Annotated in this window: 17 protein-coding genes; 12 read left to right on the top strand and 5 right to left on the bottom strand. The window is 69.4% G+C overall.

From position 1 onward, the window contains the following. The first annotated feature begins 94 nt into the window (after positions 1–94). From ACZ5SK_RS45180 to purU, 9 genes are all read left to right on the top strand, one after another. Entirely contained in the window at positions 95–631 is a 537-nt protein-coding gene (locus tag ACZ5SK_RS45180) for a phosphonopyruvate decarboxylase (protein WP_334575755.1), read from the top strand. Continuing rightward, entirely contained in the window at positions 631–1230 is a 600-nt protein-coding gene (locus ACZ5SK_RS45175; protein WP_334575754.1) for a thiamine pyrophosphate-dependent enzyme, read from the top strand. The genes ACZ5SK_RS45180 and ACZ5SK_RS45175 overlap by 1 nt, the downstream gene beginning before the upstream one ends. Positions 1231–1249: 19 nt before the next feature. Beyond that, positions 1250–2716 (top strand): aldehyde dehydrogenase, encoded by a 1467-nt coding sequence (locus ACZ5SK_RS45170; RefSeq protein WP_468577855.1) that lies wholly within the window; start codon positions 1250–1252, stop codon positions 2714–2716. A gap of 73 nt (positions 2717–2789) precedes the next feature. Then, positions 2790–4154 (top strand): MFS transporter, encoded by a 1365-nt coding sequence (locus ACZ5SK_RS45165; protein ID WP_334575751.1) that lies wholly within the window; start codon positions 2790–2792, stop codon positions 4152–4154. A 32-nt stretch (positions 4155–4186) separates the two neighbouring features. Next, on the top strand, positions 4187–5059 hold the full coding sequence (locus ACZ5SK_RS45160; RefSeq protein WP_457495231.1) for an HTD2 family dehydratase: 873 nt from the start codon (positions 4187–4189) through the stop codon (positions 5057–5059). Next, complete coding sequence (locus ACZ5SK_RS45155; RefSeq protein WP_468577853.1) at positions 5056–5883, top strand: HpcH/HpaI aldolase/citrate lyase family protein; 828 nt, start codon at positions 5056–5058, stop codon at positions 5881–5883. The genes ACZ5SK_RS45160 and ACZ5SK_RS45155 overlap by 4 nt, the downstream gene beginning before the upstream one ends. 162 nt (positions 5884–6045) lie before the next feature. Then, entirely contained in the window at positions 6046–6306 is a 261-nt protein-coding gene (locus ACZ5SK_RS45150; protein WP_457495232.1) for a transposase domain-containing protein, read from the top strand. Between the two features lie 134 nt (positions 6307–6440). Beyond that, positions 6441–7703 carry a hypothetical protein gene (locus ACZ5SK_RS45145; protein WP_468158027.1) on the top strand — a complete coding sequence of 421 codons (1263 nt, stop codon included), beginning with the start codon at positions 6441–6443 and terminating at the stop codon, positions 7701–7703. Between the two features lie 27 nt (positions 7704–7730). Beyond that, positions 7731–8588 (top strand): formyltetrahydrofolate deformylase, encoded by an 858-nt coding sequence (gene purU, locus ACZ5SK_RS45140; protein ID WP_468158026.1) that lies wholly within the window; start codon positions 7731–7733, stop codon positions 8586–8588. 68 nt (positions 8589–8656) lie between these two features. On the opposite strand, the gene ACZ5SK_RS45135 is transcribed toward purU, so the two are convergent. Continuing rightward, a complete protein-coding gene (locus tag ACZ5SK_RS45135) occupies positions 8657–9538 on the bottom strand; it encodes a bifunctional methylenetetrahydrofolate dehydrogenase/methenyltetrahydrofolate cyclohydrolase (RefSeq protein WP_334581099.1) in 882 nt (293 codons plus the stop codon). Between the two features lie 187 nt (positions 9539–9725). On the opposite strand from ACZ5SK_RS45135, the gene ACZ5SK_RS45130 reads away from it, so the two are divergent. Then, entirely contained in the window at positions 9726–11237 is a 1512-nt protein-coding gene (locus ACZ5SK_RS45130) for a sensor histidine kinase (protein WP_334575745.1), read from the top strand. Next, on the top strand, positions 11234–11896 hold the full coding sequence (locus ACZ5SK_RS45125) for a response regulator transcription factor (RefSeq protein WP_334575744.1): 663 nt from the start codon (positions 11234–11236) through the stop codon (positions 11894–11896). The genes ACZ5SK_RS45130 and ACZ5SK_RS45125 overlap by 4 nt, the downstream gene beginning before the upstream one ends. A gap of 416 nt (positions 11897–12312) precedes the next feature. On the opposite strand, the gene ACZ5SK_RS45120 is transcribed toward ACZ5SK_RS45125, so the two are convergent. From ACZ5SK_RS45120 to ACZ5SK_RS45105, 4 genes are all read right to left on the bottom strand, one after another. Beyond that, positions 12313–13503 carry a cytochrome P450 gene (locus tag ACZ5SK_RS45120; RefSeq protein WP_334575743.1) on the bottom strand — a complete coding sequence of 397 codons (1191 nt, stop codon included), beginning with the start codon at positions 13501–13503 and terminating at the stop codon, positions 12313–12315. Positions 13504–13513: 10 nt separating this feature from the next. Continuing rightward, positions 13514–14647 carry an NAD(P)/FAD-dependent oxidoreductase gene (locus ACZ5SK_RS45115; RefSeq protein ID WP_334575741.1) on the bottom strand — a complete coding sequence of 378 codons (1134 nt, stop codon included), beginning with the start codon at positions 14645–14647 and terminating at the stop codon, positions 13514–13516. After that, positions 14644–14838: a ferredoxin gene (locus tag ACZ5SK_RS45110; RefSeq protein ID WP_334575740.1), complete on the bottom strand. Its 195-nt coding sequence runs from the start codon at positions 14836–14838 to the stop codon at positions 14644–14646. The genes ACZ5SK_RS45115 and ACZ5SK_RS45110 overlap by 4 nt, the downstream gene beginning before the upstream one ends. A gap of 501 nt (positions 14839–15339) precedes the next feature. After that, positions 15340–15987 (bottom strand): TetR/AcrR family transcriptional regulator, encoded by a 648-nt coding sequence (locus tag ACZ5SK_RS45105; RefSeq protein WP_334575739.1) that lies wholly within the window; start codon positions 15985–15987, stop codon positions 15340–15342. A 106-nt stretch (positions 15988–16093) separates the two neighbouring features. Here ACZ5SK_RS45105 and ACZ5SK_RS45100 point away from each other — a divergent pair. Then, positions 16094–16365: FAD-dependent monooxygenase (locus tag ACZ5SK_RS45100; RefSeq protein WP_468577849.1), on the top strand; the 272-nt coding region annotated here is incomplete at its 3' end.

Genomic DNA, 16365 nt, shown 5'->3' with positions numbered 1-16365 from the left:
GCATACGGATATCACAGTTTTCTATTGTTCAACCTCGTTCATCAGCGTTCATGATGCTGGGTACTTGAGCCGACCGAGCACGGAGTCGCTACGGATGAGTCAGACACAAACCCCAGCCCCTTCCTGGCAGGAGGACGTGTTCGCCGCGTTGAAGAAGCGCGGCGTCCAGCAGATCGCCTACGTCCCGGACTCCGGCCACTCCCACGCCATCCTTGAGGCGCAGCGCGACCTCGCCATCCACGACGTGGTGCTCACCACCGAGGAGGAGGGCGTAGCCGTCGTCAGCGGGGCCTGGCTGGGCGGGCAGAAGGCGGTGCTGCTCATGCAGAGCAGCGGCGTCGGCAACTGCGTCAACATGTTCTCCCTGCTGCAGATGTGCCAGTTCCCCTTCCTCACGCTGGTGACCATGCGCGGCGAGCACGCCGAGTTCAACCCCTGGCAGAGCCCCATGGGCCGCACCACCCAGCAGGCCCTGGAACTCATGGGCATCACCGTCCTGCGCGCCGACCACCCCGAAGACGTCGAGGAGACCGTCGAGGCGGCTCTGGATTCGGTGTTCGAGGCGGGCGAGCGCGTCGCCGTCCTCCTCGGACAGAGGCTGATCGGCCGCAAGACGTGGGAGCGCAACTGATGACCGCCACCGACACCCTGCCCCGCCTCGACCGGCGCCGCTTCGTCGCCGGCCTGCTCGCCCGTGTCCCCGAGGACACCCTGCTGGTGACCGGCCTCGGTTCGCCCAGCTACGACGTCTTCGCCGCCGGCGACCGCCCCACGAACTTCTACCTCTGGGGCGCGATGGGCGCCGCCGCACCACTCGCCCTCGGCCTCGCCCTCGCCCAGCCGGACCGCCCGGTCGTCGCGATCACCGGCGACGGCGAACACCTCATGGGCATCGGCACACTGGCCACCATCGGCGCCCAACTCCCGCCCAACCTCACCCTCGTCGTCCTGGACAACGCCCACTTCGGCGAGACCGGCATGCAGCCCAGCCACACCCAGCTCGGCACCGACCTCGTCGCCGTCGCCCAGGGCTTCGGCATCCAGGACACTGTGCGCATCACCGACCTCGCCCAGACCGAGGACCTCGCCTCCCGTATCCGTGCGCGCTCGACGACGACGTACGCCCAGGTCCTGATCGACACCACCGAGCCGCCGCGGGCACTCCCGCCCCGCGACGGCGTCGCCAACAAGAACTCCTTCCGCGCCGCACTCGGCCTGAGCACCTTCTAGCCGACGGGAGCCCCCTTCCATGCAGCGCTACGAGATGTTCATCGACGGGAAGACCCGCACGGCCGCCGACGGTGAGTGGTTCCCCACCGACAACCCCTACCTGGGCGCCCCGTGGGCCGAGATCGCCAAGGGCACGCCCCAGGACGTCGACGACGCGGTCCGCGCCGCCCACCGCGCCATGCACACCGGCCCCTGGGCCGAACTCACCGCCGGCGCCCGCGGCGCCCTGCTGCGCCGACTCGGCGACACCATCGCCGCGAACGCCCGCCGGCTCGCCGAGATCGAAGTCCGCGACAACGGCAAGCTCTTCACCGAGATGCACGGGCAGGTCTCCTACGTTCCGCAGTGGTTCCACTACTACGGCGGACTCGCCGACAAGATCGAGGGCGCCGTGCCGCCGCTCGACAAGAAGGGCTACTTCGCCTGCACGAAGAAGGAGCCCGTCGGGGTCGTCGCGGTCATCACGCCGTGGAACTCCCCGCTGTTGCTGCTGGCCTGGAAGATCGCCCCGGCGCTCGCGGCGGGCTGCACCGTGGTGGTGAAGCCGTCGGAGTTCACCTCTGCCTCCACCCTGGAGCTGGCCCGCCTATTCCACGAGGCGGGGCTGCCCCCGGGCGTGTTCAACGTCGTCACCGGGTTCGGCCAGGACGTCGGTGCCGCACTCGTCGAGCACCCGCTGGTCCGCAAGGTCAGCTTCACCGGCTCGGACGCCACAGGCCGCCGTATCAACGAGTCGGCCGCCCGCGACTTCAAACACGTCAGCCTCGAACTGGGCGGCAAGTCCCCGAACATCGTGTTCGCCGACGCCGACTTGGAGGCCGCCGTCAACGGCACCGTCTCCGGCATCTTCGCCGCCACCGGCCAGACCTGCATCGCAGGCTCCCGGCTACTGGTCCAGCAGGACGTGCACGACGAGGTCGTGGGCCGCCTGGTCGACCTCGCCGGCACAGCCCGCATGGGCGATCCGATGGACGAGAACACCCAGGTCGGGCCGATCACCACACCCGCCCAGTACGCCAAGGTCCTCGACTACATCGGCATCGCACAGCAGGAGGGCGCCCGGCTCGCCCTCGGCGGCAAGGCCGCCGACCGTGGCGGCTGGTTCGTCGAACCGACCGTCTTCACCGGCGTGCGCAACAACATGCGCATCGCCCAGGAAGAGGTCTTCGGACCCGTCCTCTGCGTCATCCCCTTCAAGGACGAGGACGAGGCGGTCGCGATCGCCAACGACAGCCGCTACGGCCTCGGCGCCGGCGTGTGGACCGCCGACATCGGCCGCGCGTTCCGCATGGCCGACCACATCCGCTCCGGCACGGTCTGGGTCAACACCTACCGCGCGGTCAGCTACCTGACCCCCTTCGGCGGCTTCAAGGACTCCGGCCTCGGCCGCGAGAACGGCATCGCCGCCCTCACCTCCTACCTGGAGGACAAGAGCGTCTGGATCAACACCGGCGCTCCCACCGGCAACCCTTTCGTCCTGCGCTGAAGGTCCACTCGACTTCGTCCTGCGCTGAAAGGCCGCTCGCCTCCCCTGCGCGACACGAGCAACGGAGCTTCCCATGTCGCAGAGCCGCACCTCCGTCCCCGCACGCTCCCAGGTCACCGCCAACGTCATACGTGGCTGTCTGGGCAACCTGATCGAGTGGTACGACTGGTTCGCCTACGCCACCTTCAGCATCTATTTCGCCGCCGCCTTCTTCCCCGAGGGCAACCAGACGGCCCAACTGCTTTCCACCGCCGTCGTCTTCGCCGTCGGCTTCCTGATGCGCCCCCTCGGCGGCTGGCTGCTCGGCGCGTACGCCGACCGGTACGGCCGCCGCCGCGCCCTGACCCTGTCGGTCACGCTGATGAGCGTCGGATCGCTCACCATCGCCCTCACCCCCGGCCACGCCTCCATCGGCCTGTGGGCCCCTTTCCTGCTGGTCATGGCTCGCCTGCTCCAAGGGCTCTCCGTGGGAGGCGAGTTCGGCTCCAGCGCCTCCTATCTCGCCGAGGTCGCCCCGCCGGGCCGGCGCGGCTTCTACTCCAGCTTCCAGTACGTCTCCATCGTGCTCGGCCAACTCACCGCCCTGCTGGTGGCCATCGTGCTGCAGAACCTGCTCACCGACGGCCAGTTGGAGAGCTGGGGCTGGCGCATCCCGTTCGTGATCGGCGCGCTGGCGGGCCTGGCCGTGATGTACCTGCGCCGCACGATGGAGGAGTCCCAGCACTTCCAGCAGGAACAGGCGAAGGCCGTCCATCAGGATCCGGACGCCAGGGAACGCAAGGGACTGCGCGCCCTGTTCACCGAGTACCCGCGCCAGGTCCTCGCGGTCTTCGGGCTCGCCATCGGCGGCACCGTCGCCTTCTACACGTACGCCACGTACCTGCAGAAGTACCTGGTGAACACGGCCGGCATCCCGAAGTCGACGGTCTCCGTCATCGGCTTCTGCGCCCTGTTCGTCTACATGCTGCTGCAACCCGTCGCGGGCCATCTGTCCGACCGCTTCGGCCGCCGCCGGGTGATGTTCGTCTTCTCCGTCAGCGGCATGCTCCTGACCGTCCCGATCATGACCGTCCTCGGTGACACGAGCAGTCCGTGGATCGCGTTCCTCCTGATGACCGTCGCGCTGACCTTCCTCAGCGGGTACTCGGCGCTGGCCGCCATCATCAAGGCGGAGATGTTCCCCACCAAGGTCCGGGCGCTCGGCGTGGGCCTGCCGCACGCCCTGGTCACCGCCACCTTCGGCGGCCTGACCGAACCGATCGCGCTGGCCCTGAAGAACAGCGGCCACGAGACCACCTTCTTCTGGTACGTCACCGCGTGCATCGCCCTGACCTTCCTGGCCACCCTCCTCGTACCCGAACCGTCACGGACCTCCCTGCTGGAGACCGCCGACGCTCCGGCCGCCCCGGCCCCGACGAAGGCCGCACCGCTCACCTGACCCCAGGCCTGCCCGTACCCAAGGACAGAAGGATGACGCATCCAACCCCACCCCCTCTCGGCTCATACCTGGAGTCCTGGACTCCAGGTCCGGTCACAGACGAAGACCCCCTGCCCACCGGCCCGGTGGCCGCCCTGTCGGCCGTCCTGAACCTGCCCGACCCGGTCGCGAAGGCCTGGGATCCCCTCCCCCCGCTGTGGCACTGGCTGTACTTCCTCACCTGGCCCGCCGGGCGGGACCTCGGCGCCGACGGCCACCCGCGGGGCGGCCACTTCTCGCCGCCCCTCCCTCAGCGGCAACGCATGTGGGCGGGCGGCCGCTGCGAGATCACCCGGCCGCTCCGCCTCGGCGAACCGACCGAACGCATCAGCAGCCTCCGCGCGGTGACCGCCAAGCAGGGCCGCACCGGAGAGATGCTGTTCATCACCGAACGCCGTGAGTTTCGCCAACAGGACCGTGTCTGCCTGGTGGAGGAGCAGGACATCGTCTACCGGTCCGGGCGCACGGCGGGACAGCACCCGACCGCCCTCGACGAATCCGCCTTCCCCCACCCCGACGCCCCGTGGCAGCTTCCGCTGCGCCCGGATCCGGCCCTGCTGTTCCGGTTCAGCGCCCTCACCGCGAACGCCCACCGCATCCACTACGACACGCCCTACGCCCAGGACGAGGAGGGCTACCCGGGAATCGTCGTCCACGGCCCGCTGCTCGCCCTGCTCATGCTCGAACTGCCCCGGCGCCACGCCCCCGACCGGCCGGTGCGCTCGCTGTCCTACCGGCTCCGGCGGCCGGTGTTCGCCGGCGAACGACTGGCCGCCTGCGGCGCCCCCGCGGACGATCGCGCCGATCTGCACATCGCCACCCACCGGGAAGACCGGCACGCCACCGCCGAGGTGACCTTCCAATGACCTCGCCGCACGACCGGATCACCGCCGCGACGAGCCTGCTCTTCGTCCCGGGACACCGGCCCGACCGCTTCGACAAGGCGGCCTCCTCCGGCGCCGATCTGGTCATCATCGACCTGGAGGACGCCGTCGCCGCCGAGGACAAGGACCGCGCCCGGCACAACGCAGCCGCCTGGCTCGCCCTCGGCAACCGGGCGGTCGTACGGATCAACCCACCCGGTACCCCTTGGTCCGAGGCCGACCTCACCATGGTCGCCCACCACGGCGGCCCGGTCATGGTGCCCAAGGCCGAGGACCCCGCCGTACTCGCGGAACTCGCCACCCGTACGGCTGGACGGTGTGCTCTCGTGCCGCTCATCGAGACGGCCCTCGGCGTGGAGCGGGCCCACGAGGTGTGCGCCACGCCCGGTGTCGCCCGGGCCGCCTTCGGCAACGTCGACCTCGCCGCCCAGCTCGGCGTCGCCCACGACGACCGCACGGCACTGACCTGCGCCCGCTCCAGACTGGTCCTCGCCTCGGCCGCCGCCGGCATCGGCCCGCCGGTCGACGGCGTCACCACCGCCGTACGGGACACGGAGGCCCTCGACGCCGACATCGCCCACGCCCGACGCCTGGGCTTCACGGGCAAGCTCTGCATCCACCCGTACCAACTCTCCTACGTGGCCGACGGATTCGCGCCGACGGCGGACGAACTGCGCTGGGCCCGCACCGTCCTCGGCGCCGGTGACTCCGTCACGACCGTCGACGGGCAGATGATCGACCGGCCGGTCCTGGAGCGTGCACGGCGCCTCCTGGTGCTCGCCCGCGAACCGCACACCGCGCCCTGACACGGCCCGACGGGCCTCGAACCGCACCGAGGCACTGAAGCACCGCGGTGTGTACGCGCCGGAGGCAGGCGGCGATTGAGGGCGCCGCCCGCCTCCGGCTGTCCGCCGACGTCGGGGGTACGACATCGTTGTCAGCACCCACGCGCAAGCACTGGAGTCCCGTTGCAGGAGACGTGTGTCATCACGCGGAGGATCGAGACGGCCGGGGGTGTGTACGCGCCCGGGCATCTGGGTGAGTTGACGCAGATCGTGGACTTCGCGCTGGTGGACGCGGTGCTGGAGGAGACCGGGACGCGTGAGCGGCGGCTTCGGCTGCTGCCCTCGCGGGTGGTGGTGTACTTCGTCCTGGCGCTCGCCCTGTTCGAGCACGACTCCTACCGGGGACCGGCTGCCCGCCTACGTCATTTGTCGCGCCGTCGGTGAGGCCAAGTGGCCGTTCTGCGACGTCATCCGATCGTTCCCGAGCCGCCGCGCACCGGCCTACCGTCGGTCCTCGCCAGGCATTTCGGTGCCGACCCGCACCAGCGAGGGACGATATGAAATACACGGTCAGCAGCATGCGCACGCCCCCGGAGGGCTACCCCTGGAGCCGGTTCGGGCAGCTCGAGTACACCGACTGGCTCGACGAGAGCATGTCGTGGAAGAACACGTGCTACATCGGGGACTGGTCGTTCCTGTGGCAGCACCGGATCACCGGGCCCGACGCGCTCACCATGCTCGGTGACATCACGGTGAACAGCTTCGCGAAGTTCGCCCTCGGCCAGTCGAAGCACGCCGTACACACCAACGAGGGCGGCAAGGTCATCCACGAGGGGATCCTCACCCGCTTCGGCGACGAGGAGTTCATGCTGCACGGGCGCGGCGGCTTCTGGGTCCGCCACTACCTGGGTACGACCGACTACGACGTGAAGCTGGAGCGGGACGACTGGTTCATCCTCCAGGTCTCCGGCCCCGACTCTGTCCGGGTGCTGGAGAAGGTCACCGGCGCCTCGAACCTGCGGGACACCAAGTTCATGTGGGTCAACTCGGTGAAGATCGCGGGACACGAGGTCTGGGCCTTGCGCCAGGGCATGGCCGGTGAGATCGGCTTCGAACTCCAGGGTCCGATGGCCGCCAAGCAGGAGGTCTACGACACCGTCGTCGAAGCCGGGCAGGAGTTCGGGATTCGCAAGCTCGGCGCCCGTACCGCCATGATCAACCACCTGGAGGCGTGTTTCCCGACCATCGGCACCGACTACATCCCGGCCATCTTCGACGAGGACATGAGCGACTACCGCGAGTTCTTCATCTCGTCGATGCCGGCGTTCGCACATCCCGCTTACATCGCCGGTTCCTACGACGGTGCCGCGATCAGCGACTACTACCGCAGCCCTGTCGAGCTCGGCTGGGCCCGCAACATCAACTTCGACCACGACTTCCTTGGCCGTGCGGCCCTGGAGGAGGAGAAGGCCGCGCCCCGGCGCGTGATGCGGACCCTGGTGTGGAACGGTGACGACCTGACGGACGTGTTCGCCTCGATGTTCCGCCAAGGCGAGCACTACCCGTTCATGGACATGCCCCGTGACCAGCGCGGCTTCATGTGGGCGGACAAGGTCACGGCCGGCGACGACGTCGTCGGTGTCGCCACCTCTCGCGGCTACAGCTACTACTACCGGCAGATGCTCTCGCTGTGCACCGTCGACGTCGCGCACAGCGAGCCGGGCACTGAGGTGACCGTCCACTGGGGAAAACCCGGCGGACCGCAGAAGGCGATCCGGGCGACCGTCGCCCCCGCGCCCTACAAGCCCGACCGCCGCCGCGCCGACCTGCACCAGGCGTGACCACATCGGAGGAGGACGGCGGCTGAAATGTCCACTGCTTTCATTCTGAAGTTCGCCTGCGAGGACCGCCCGGGGATCGTCAGCCGGGTCACCACGGGCCTCGTCAGGATCGGCGGCAACATCCAGGAGGCCAGCCACTTCAACGACCCGCTCTCCGGCCGCTTCTTCTGCCGGCTCGCCTTCGCGGTTCCCGCCGGTGTGAACGAGTCCGTCATACAGGCGAACGTCTCCGAGAGCCTCACCCCGCTCGACGCGTCCTGGACGGTCACAGGGGACGAGGCGCGGATGAAGGTCCTCATCATGGCCTCGAAGCTCGACCACTGCCTCGCGGATCTGCTCTACCGCTGGCGCATCGGTGAGCTGCCCATGGACGTGGTCGGTGTGGTGTCCAACCATCCGCGCGAGGTGTACCGGCACATCGACCTGGCGGACATCCCCTTCCACCATCTGCCGATGAACCGGGAGAACAAGGCCGAGCAGGAGGCCAAACTGCTCGCGCTCGTCGACGAGTACCAGGTGGACCTCGTCGTGCTCGCCCGGTACATGCAGATCCTGTCGGACGAGCTCTCCGCGAGCCTGGAGGGCCGCTGCATCAACATCCACCACTCGTCCCTGCCTGGATTCAAGGGCGCGAAGCCCTACCACCAGGCGTACGAGCGCGGTGTGAAACTGATCGGCGCGACGGCGCACTACGTCACCGGTGACCTCGACGAGGGACCGATCATCGCCCAGGACGTCGAGCCCGTCACCCACCGGGACACACCCGAGCAGCTGGTCCGCAAGGGCCGGGACATCGAACGGCGGGTGCTGGCCAGGGCTGTACGCCACCATCTGGAGAGCCGTGTGCTCCTCAACGGGCGGACGACCGTGGTCTTCCCGGACTGACGGCGGGTGACAACCGTCTGTGGCGGCTGCCCGGAAGCGGATGGTTTCCGGGCAGCCGCACAGACGACTCAGCGGGAGACCAGTGCCCTCTCTGCGGCTTCGACGACATTGGTCATCAGCATCGCCCGGGTCATCGGACCCACACCGCCGGGCATGGGAGCGAGCATGTGAGCCCTGCCCGCCACATCCGCGGCCACGTCTCCGACGATGCCGGCCTCGGTCCGGGTGATCCCGACGTCGAGGACGATCGCACCGGGCCTCACGTCGTCCGCGCGTACGAGTTCCGCCGCGCCCGCCGCCGCGATGACGATGTCGGCCCGTCTGATGTGTGCGGACATGTCACGCGTCTCCTCATGGCACATCGTCACCGTCGCGCTCTCCGTCTGCCGGGTCAGCAGCAGGGCCAGGGGGCGGCCGACCGTCACCCCACAGCCGATGACGACCACGTCGGCGCCGGTCAGCGGAACGCAGTACCGGCGTAGCAGTTCGACGATGCCCCGCGGTGTGCACGGCAGGGGTGCCGGCGAGCCGAGGACGAGCCTGCCGAGGTTGGTGGGGTGCAGACCGTCCGCGTCCTTTCCCGGATCGACGCTTTCCAGCACGACCCCACGATCGATCCCGGCAGGCAGCGGAAGCTGGACGATGAGACCGGTGCAGGCGGGATCGGCGTTGAGGTCGGCGACCGCCGCGAGGACGTCTCGCCGGGTGGCGGACTCGGGCAGCTCGACGCGCAGGGACCGGATGCCGGTCTGCTCGCAGTCCCGGTGTTTTCCGGCGACGTACGCCGCGCTGCCCGGATCGCTTCCGACCAGAACGGTGCCGAGGCCGGGCCGCGCTCCCTGCCCGGCGAGTCGCGCTACGCGCTCCGTCAGGTCCGCCCGGATGGCCCGGGCGGTGGCTCTGCCGTCCAGGAGGTGGGCTGTGGCCGGCCGACCCGCCTGGATCGTCATCGCGCCCATGAGGGCCGCCTTTCTGCAGAAGATGAAGGGGGACGGCGGTGCACTCCGAGCGCCGTCTGTCCGACACTAGGGACAGTGGGCCGGCCAGGGCATCGGGCGTACGACGCGACCACGCGGCTGTTCGCGGACGCCCCGCGAGGACAAATGACGTACTCATGACGACCGCAAAGGAACCCTGGTGACGGTGAACGGGTGGGAGTCCGCACTCGACGGTCTCCCGACGGGCGTCGCGCTCGTGGACGGCGACAGGACCATCCAGTGGATCAACCGTGCCGGAGCGGCCATCCTGGGCGGCACCCGCAGCGAGCTGACGGGGGTCAGGGCACCCTTCCGGGTGGAGGCCGGTGCCGACGCCGGCGAGGACATGTGCGCTTGGTCGGCCGATCCACAGGCACCCCGCTGGCTCGCATACACGGAAGGCGCGGACGTCCACCTCGGTGTCCGGGGCACCCTGGTCGGTTTCCGGGACGTCACCGAGCAGCAACAACAGCACCGCCGCGTCACCGCACTGGCCAGGACCGCCGCGAGCACGGCTTCCAACAGCTCCCTCGAAGAGGTCCTCGGCGCGATGGCCGCGGAGATCCAGCTCTCCGCCGGCATCGCCGGCACCCAGATCATCACCTTCGCACCGGGCGGAGACCGCCTGCAGCTCATGGGATCCGCGGGCTTCTCGGACGTGGAGACATTCTTCGATCTGCTGATGGCCTCCCGTGATCGGGGCGCCGACCTGGCCACGTCGCGAAGCATGGGCGAGCGAAGGCAGTACGTCCTGCCGGGCCGCCGGGCCCAGATGCTCGCGGACCCGAACTGGGAGCCGTTGCACGCCTACGTCTCCCAGCTGGAGTGGGAGGACTTCGTCAGCACGCCGCTCCTCTCGCGGGGCAAGGCGCTCGGCGCCCTGAACGTCTACCTGGCCGTCGGCCATGGGGCGACGCCGGTGATCCTGGACTTCCTGGGCGCGATGGCCGAGCAGGCGGCGCTCGCCGTCGACTACGCAACCCTGATCCACGAGGAGCGTGGTGCCGTCCGGCGCGAGGAACGCAAACGGCTGGCCCGAGACCTGCACGACTCGGTCGTCCAGCATGTCTTTTCCATTGGCATGCAGGCCAAGGCGCTCAGCGGGATCGCCCGGCGCCTGACGGATCCGCTCGCACCGCGGGTGGACGCCGTCGCCGCGGAGGTGACGGGCCTGGTGGAAGCCGTGCAACGCGACCTGCGCGGCGTCGTGCTCGCTCTCCAGCCCTCCGTCTCCGCGAAGCTGGGGCTCCTCCCCGCCTTGCACGCCCTGGCCGAGGGCATCGAGCGCCGGCACGACGTCAGTATCGACCTCGCCGTCGATCCGCTGCTCGACGAGGACGGCAGCGAACCCGCCTTCACCGAGGACGTCTACCAGATCATCAGCGAGGCCCTGCACAACGCGGTCAAGCACGCCGGACCGTCCCTCGTCCACGTCGACGCCTGGCGCGACCCGGACACACCGCTGCTACGGATCGACGTGGTCGACGACGGACGCGGCGTGCCGTCCGACGCTGCCGAGCGCAGCGGCTACGGCCTCGCCTCCATGCGCGACCGGGCCCTGCGCTGGGGCGGTTCGGTAACGGTCACGGCCGAGACCCGGGGCACCCGGGTGCGGGCCGTGCTACCAGTACCGCACGACGGCGCGGAGCAGCGCCACAAGGGGATGACATGAGCGGACAGAGCACGGACATCACGGTGTTCGTCGTGGACGACCACGCCGTCGTACGGCGTGGCATCGCGAGCTTCCTGGAGTTCACCGACGACATCACGTTCATCGGGGAGGCGGCCGACGGTCAGGAGGCACTGGAGAGACTCGCCGGGATGCACGTCCGCAGCCAACTCCCCGACGTCGTCCTGCTCGACCTGCACATGCCGAAGCTGGACGGCCTCCAGACCGCGGAAGCGCTCGCCCACCGGTATCCGCACGTTCGTACCGTCATCCTGACCAGCTTCTCGGAGATCGAGCGCGTACACGCCGCCCTCGCCCGGGGCGTGTCCGGTTACGTCCTCAAGGACGCGTCCTCCGAAGAACTGGAGGAGGCGATCAGGGCCTCCCAACGGGACGAGGTGTTCCTCGATCCGGCCGTTGCCCGGCAGGTCACCCAACGGCTCGTCACCCCCGCCAGCGGAATCGCCTCCCTCAGCCCCCGAGAACGCGCGGTCCTCGTACTGATCGCCCAGGGTCTCTCGAACCAAGCCATCGCCGACGAGCTGCGGATAAGTGAGCGCACCGCCCGTACCCACGTCAGCAAGCTCCTGACAAAGTTGGACCTGACCTCGCGCACGCAGGCCGCGCTGGTGGCCGTACGCGAGGGTCTGGTGCAGCCGTAGCACGACACTCCGTCCGGACGTCACCCGCCGTCGGCGCCCGGGTGATCGGCAGCAGGTACGGCGCGCTGCCCCGTACCTCGTAGTACAGCCGGGCGCCCTCGACGTCGAACATGCCACCTTGCATGATTTCCTCCGTGGGGTGGCCGGGGACGTCTGGGTGGGCGAACCTCGCTTGTCGCCCTCGTCATGTGCTGACCCGCCCCGCGATCCTGAGTCGCGGAAAGAGCATCACAGCCGCTTACGACGAGCGCCCGGTGAACGTCATGGCAGCGGCGCAAGCCAACCGCGGCCGTCGACGACGGCTGACTTCCTCGGCGGTTCATCCGTGCACGTGTGCCTTCCTGAGGAGGAGAGGCAGAGCGGAAGGGGAGGGGAGACAGGGCGGAAGGGGAGAGGAGGCGGGCGGCCGTCACCTCTCAGAGGACGACATCCAGTCGAGCCGGGCGGCGGACCATGACCAGGCCCGGAGGCGGCTCGCGGTGGTAGCCGGGGGCGAGCCGCAGATCGGGGAAGCGGTCCAGCAGGTGTTCCAGGACGACGCGGGCCTCCAGCCGGGCCAGCGGCGCGCCCAGGCAGGTGTGGATGCCGTAGCCGAAGGCCATGGTGGTGGCCTGGCCGGCCGGGCGGTCGAGCGAGTAGTCCGCGGCGTCCGGGCCCCAGGCCCGTTCGTCCCAGTTGGCGGACTGGAGACTGACCGCGAGGCGATCGCCGGGCTTGACGGGACAGCCGGAGATCTCCCGCTCCTCGTCGACGGTGCGCAGCACGTACTGCAGGGGCGCGTCGTGGCGCAGTGACTCCTCGATCGCCGCTGGAACGAGGGTGCGGTCGGCGAGCAGCCGTTCCCAGTGGGTGCGGTCCACGAGCACCTCGTGGAGGAGGTTGGTGATCAGACTGGCGGTGGTGTCCGTGCCCGCTATGGTCAGCTGGAAGGCGTGGATGACCGCCTCGACCGGGGTGAGCGGCGGTTCGCCGTCCGCAGGATGCGCGAGGCCGTCCAGGACGTCCTCGCCGGTGGCCGGTGAGGCGGCCCGGGCGGCGAGCTGTTGTCCGAGGTAGCCGGTGATGGCCTGGAACTCCGGCATGTCGGTCCGCAGTTCGGGGAGGCTGTCGTCGATCGCGTCGGCCCACTGGTGCAGGCGCTCCCAGTCCTGCTCCGGCAGGCCGAGGAAGGCGTACACCACCCGGGTGGGGATCTGACGGGCGAGGTCGTGGTAGACCTCGGCCTTCTGGCCGGGCTGCCATGTGTCGAGGACACCGGCCACGATCTCGCGTACGCGCGCTTCCTGCTTGCGGAGCCGGGCCGGAGCGAACCAGCGCCTGAGGCGGGCGCGCAGCGCCGTGTGGTAGGGCGGGTCCGCCATGGTGATCGGGACCGCGGGCAGGTCGGCTGTCCTGGTGCCGCCCTCCAGGGAGAAGTTGTCGACGGACAAGTACGCCTGGTGGTCGGTGAGGGCATCCCGTACGTCGTCGTGGCGGGCCAGGAAATGCACGCCGGGACGTGGCTGGGACACCGGACAGCGATCGCGGGCATCGGCGAGCCGGGCCGCGGGATCGGAGTGGTGTACGGGATCGAGGGGATCATAGGGAGCGTGGTGGGGGACAGTCATGGTGACTTCCTTATGCGCGGGCTGGGACGGAGGTCGGCGCTCCGGCGCCGAGCCGCTTGAGTTTCACGACGGGGAGGCGGTGATTGACGGCGACGGCGGTGGTCGTCGTGTCCGCGTCATGGACCCACCTGAGCAGCGCGCTGCGGTCGTCCACCGATCCCGCCAGGATTTCGGGAACTCCGGTGAGCGGGAGTTCGCCGCTGATCTTGATGTCGAGTCCGGACTGCTCGGTCCAGAAGTACGGGTCGGGTCGGTAGGGCCGTGCGGACTCGCCGTGCAGCAGACTCCTCGCGGCCGCTCTTCCTTGTTCGACCGCGTTGGTCCAGTGGGGAGTTCGACGTCCCTGCCGCGATACGACGTCGCCGGCGGCGACCACGCCGGGAACGACACGGCAGCAGGCATCCGCGACGAGGCCGCCGCCGGCGTCCAGGGGAAGCCCGGACGAGCTCAGCCAGTCGGTGTTCGGCACGTCTCCCGCCGCGCAGACGATCACGTCGGCCTCCAGGACCGACTCCCCGCAGCGCACACGGTGCTCGCCCAGCACCTCGACGCCGTCCGGCGCGATCTGTACCCGTATGCCGTGATCACGGGCGGCCGCGACGGCGAAGTCGGCCAGCCACGGCCCGAGCAGCCTGAGCAGCGGCGGTACGAGATCGACGACGGTGACCTCCAGACCCAGGGTGCGGCAGGTCGTGGCGACCTCCATGCCTAGGAAGCCGCCGCCCAGCACGATCGCACTGCGCGCGGTGGCCAGCCGGACGGCGAGCGCTTCGGCGTCGTCCAGGGTGCGCAGCACAAGGTCGGTGTCGCCGCCGAGGCGGCGTGCCCGGGCGCCTGTCGCGACGATCAGTCCGTCGTAGGGGACGTCGGTGCCGTCGGCCAGCGTCACCGAACGACCATGCGTGTCCAGCCCGACGGCCCGAGCCCTGGTACGGAACTCGATGTCATCGCCCGGCAGGGGGAGCAGCGCGGATCTCGCGGGCTCCCGGCCGGCGAGGACGCCCTTCGACAGCGGAACACGGGAGTAGGGCGTATGCGGCTCGTCGGACAGGACGGTCACCTGGCCCTCAAAGCCTTCGATCCGAAGGCTCTGCGCCGCCGTGAGCGCGGCGATGGAACCGCCGACCACGACGATGCGCCTCACGGCTGGACCCTCAGCGCCGCGACGGGGCACACCCGTACGGCAGCGGCGACGGCGCTCTCGTGGTGCGGAGCCACCTTCTCGTGCGTCAGATGCAGTTCCCCCTCGTCGTCGAGTCGGAACACCTCGGGCGCGGTCTGTTCGCAGAGGCCGTGGCCCTCGCAGCGGTCGAAGTCGACCACGATCCGGGTCATGTCACTGTCCTTCCGTGCGTAGCGTGACGGGGAGCGAGGCCAGGCCTCGTATCACTTGTTGAGCTTGCGGACCGGCTCGCCGGCCAGGGCGGCCGGTGATGCGGGACGGAGCTTCGCCAAGGCCCTCGGGGCGAGCTTGTCGTTGAACCGGTCTTCGTCACCGACGCCGTGCGCCGACGAGGAGCGTCGTGATCGGCCAAAGCGGCGTGGACGCGCGCTCGTAGCGCGGCAGAGCTCAGGCGTCGTAGGCCGTCGGCGAACAGGTCGACGTCGGAGGTGGGCAGGGCGCGGTCGCATGCATCAACAACTCTCCTTTGAGCTGCTCGTTCCACGACGGAGTTCCGGAGGCGGGGGAGCGTCACAGCCGGCGCAACGAGAACGTAGGCAGCGAAGAGGCAAAGATGTGAGTCTGGGCTCACGCCGGTGATGGGCATAAGTTCACAGACTCTCTGAGGCGCGTCAAGCCTCGTGCACGAGTTGTGTGCACCGGTGAGCCGAGGGTCAGCGGCCTTCCGGGCTGCCGAGGAGGTAGGAGACGACCGCTGTCTGCAGGTGGCTGCGCAGCTCGTTCCAGGGCAGTGGGCGCTCGGACTCCAGGAACTCGCCCTGGGTGATGCGGTGCGCGATCGTGGCGTAGACCAAGCGGAATGCGAAATCCAGGCCGGCCTCGGGGTCCGGATGGGCGACGGGCGTGTGACGCAGCGCCTCGGCGAAGTGGCGATTGCCCTCGACGCTGACGCGGGAGCCCTCGCGGCGTACGGCTGCGTGCCGGGTGCCGAGCAGCAGGAAGACGCGCAGCAGGGCCTCGTGCGCCTGGAAGCTGTCGATGATCGCGCCGACCGCCTCGGCGATCGCCACCGCCGGATCGCGCAGGAGGCGCAGCCGATCCACGGACATGCGCTGCCTGATCTCGGCCTGGAGGTTTTCGGTGAAGGCGTGCTGGATGGCCAGCAGAAGGCCTTCCTTGTCACCGAACCGGCGGTAGATGCTGCCGACCGCCATACCGGCCCGCTCGGCCACGGCGGCCACGGTCAGCGCGTCCACTCCGCCCTCTTCGAGCAGGGTGTACCCGGCCTGCATGAGGTCCTGCTGCGAACGGCGGCTGCCTTCGCGGAGGGCGGTGGGCCGGCGGGTGGGGGACTCGGTCATTTGCGCAGTTTATCGACTGGTCTCTTGACGTCCATGTTGCCTCGTGTGAATCTCACTTCACTAAAAGTGTGAATGAGAATTCACGCTGTGCATCTGGAGGTGTCGGATGGCTCCGCACTATGACATCGCCGTCGTCGGCTACGGACCGACCGGCCTCGCCGCAGCGTCCCTGCTCGGCCGGCTCGGCCACCGGGTGGTGGTCTGCGAACGCTGGCCCGGTCTGTACGGGCTGCCCAGGCTCACCCACATCGACGACGAGACCGCCCGGACCATTCAGGCGGCCGGCGATGTCGACGAGGCGCTGCGGGACTCGTCGATGTGCCAGTACGTGTGGGTCAACGGCAAGGGCGAGAACCTTGTGAATATCCCGGCGAGCCC

Source organism: Streptomyces sp. NPDC031474, from assembly GCF_055581185.1.
This window is presented reverse-complemented; position numbering and strand designations above follow the sequence as displayed.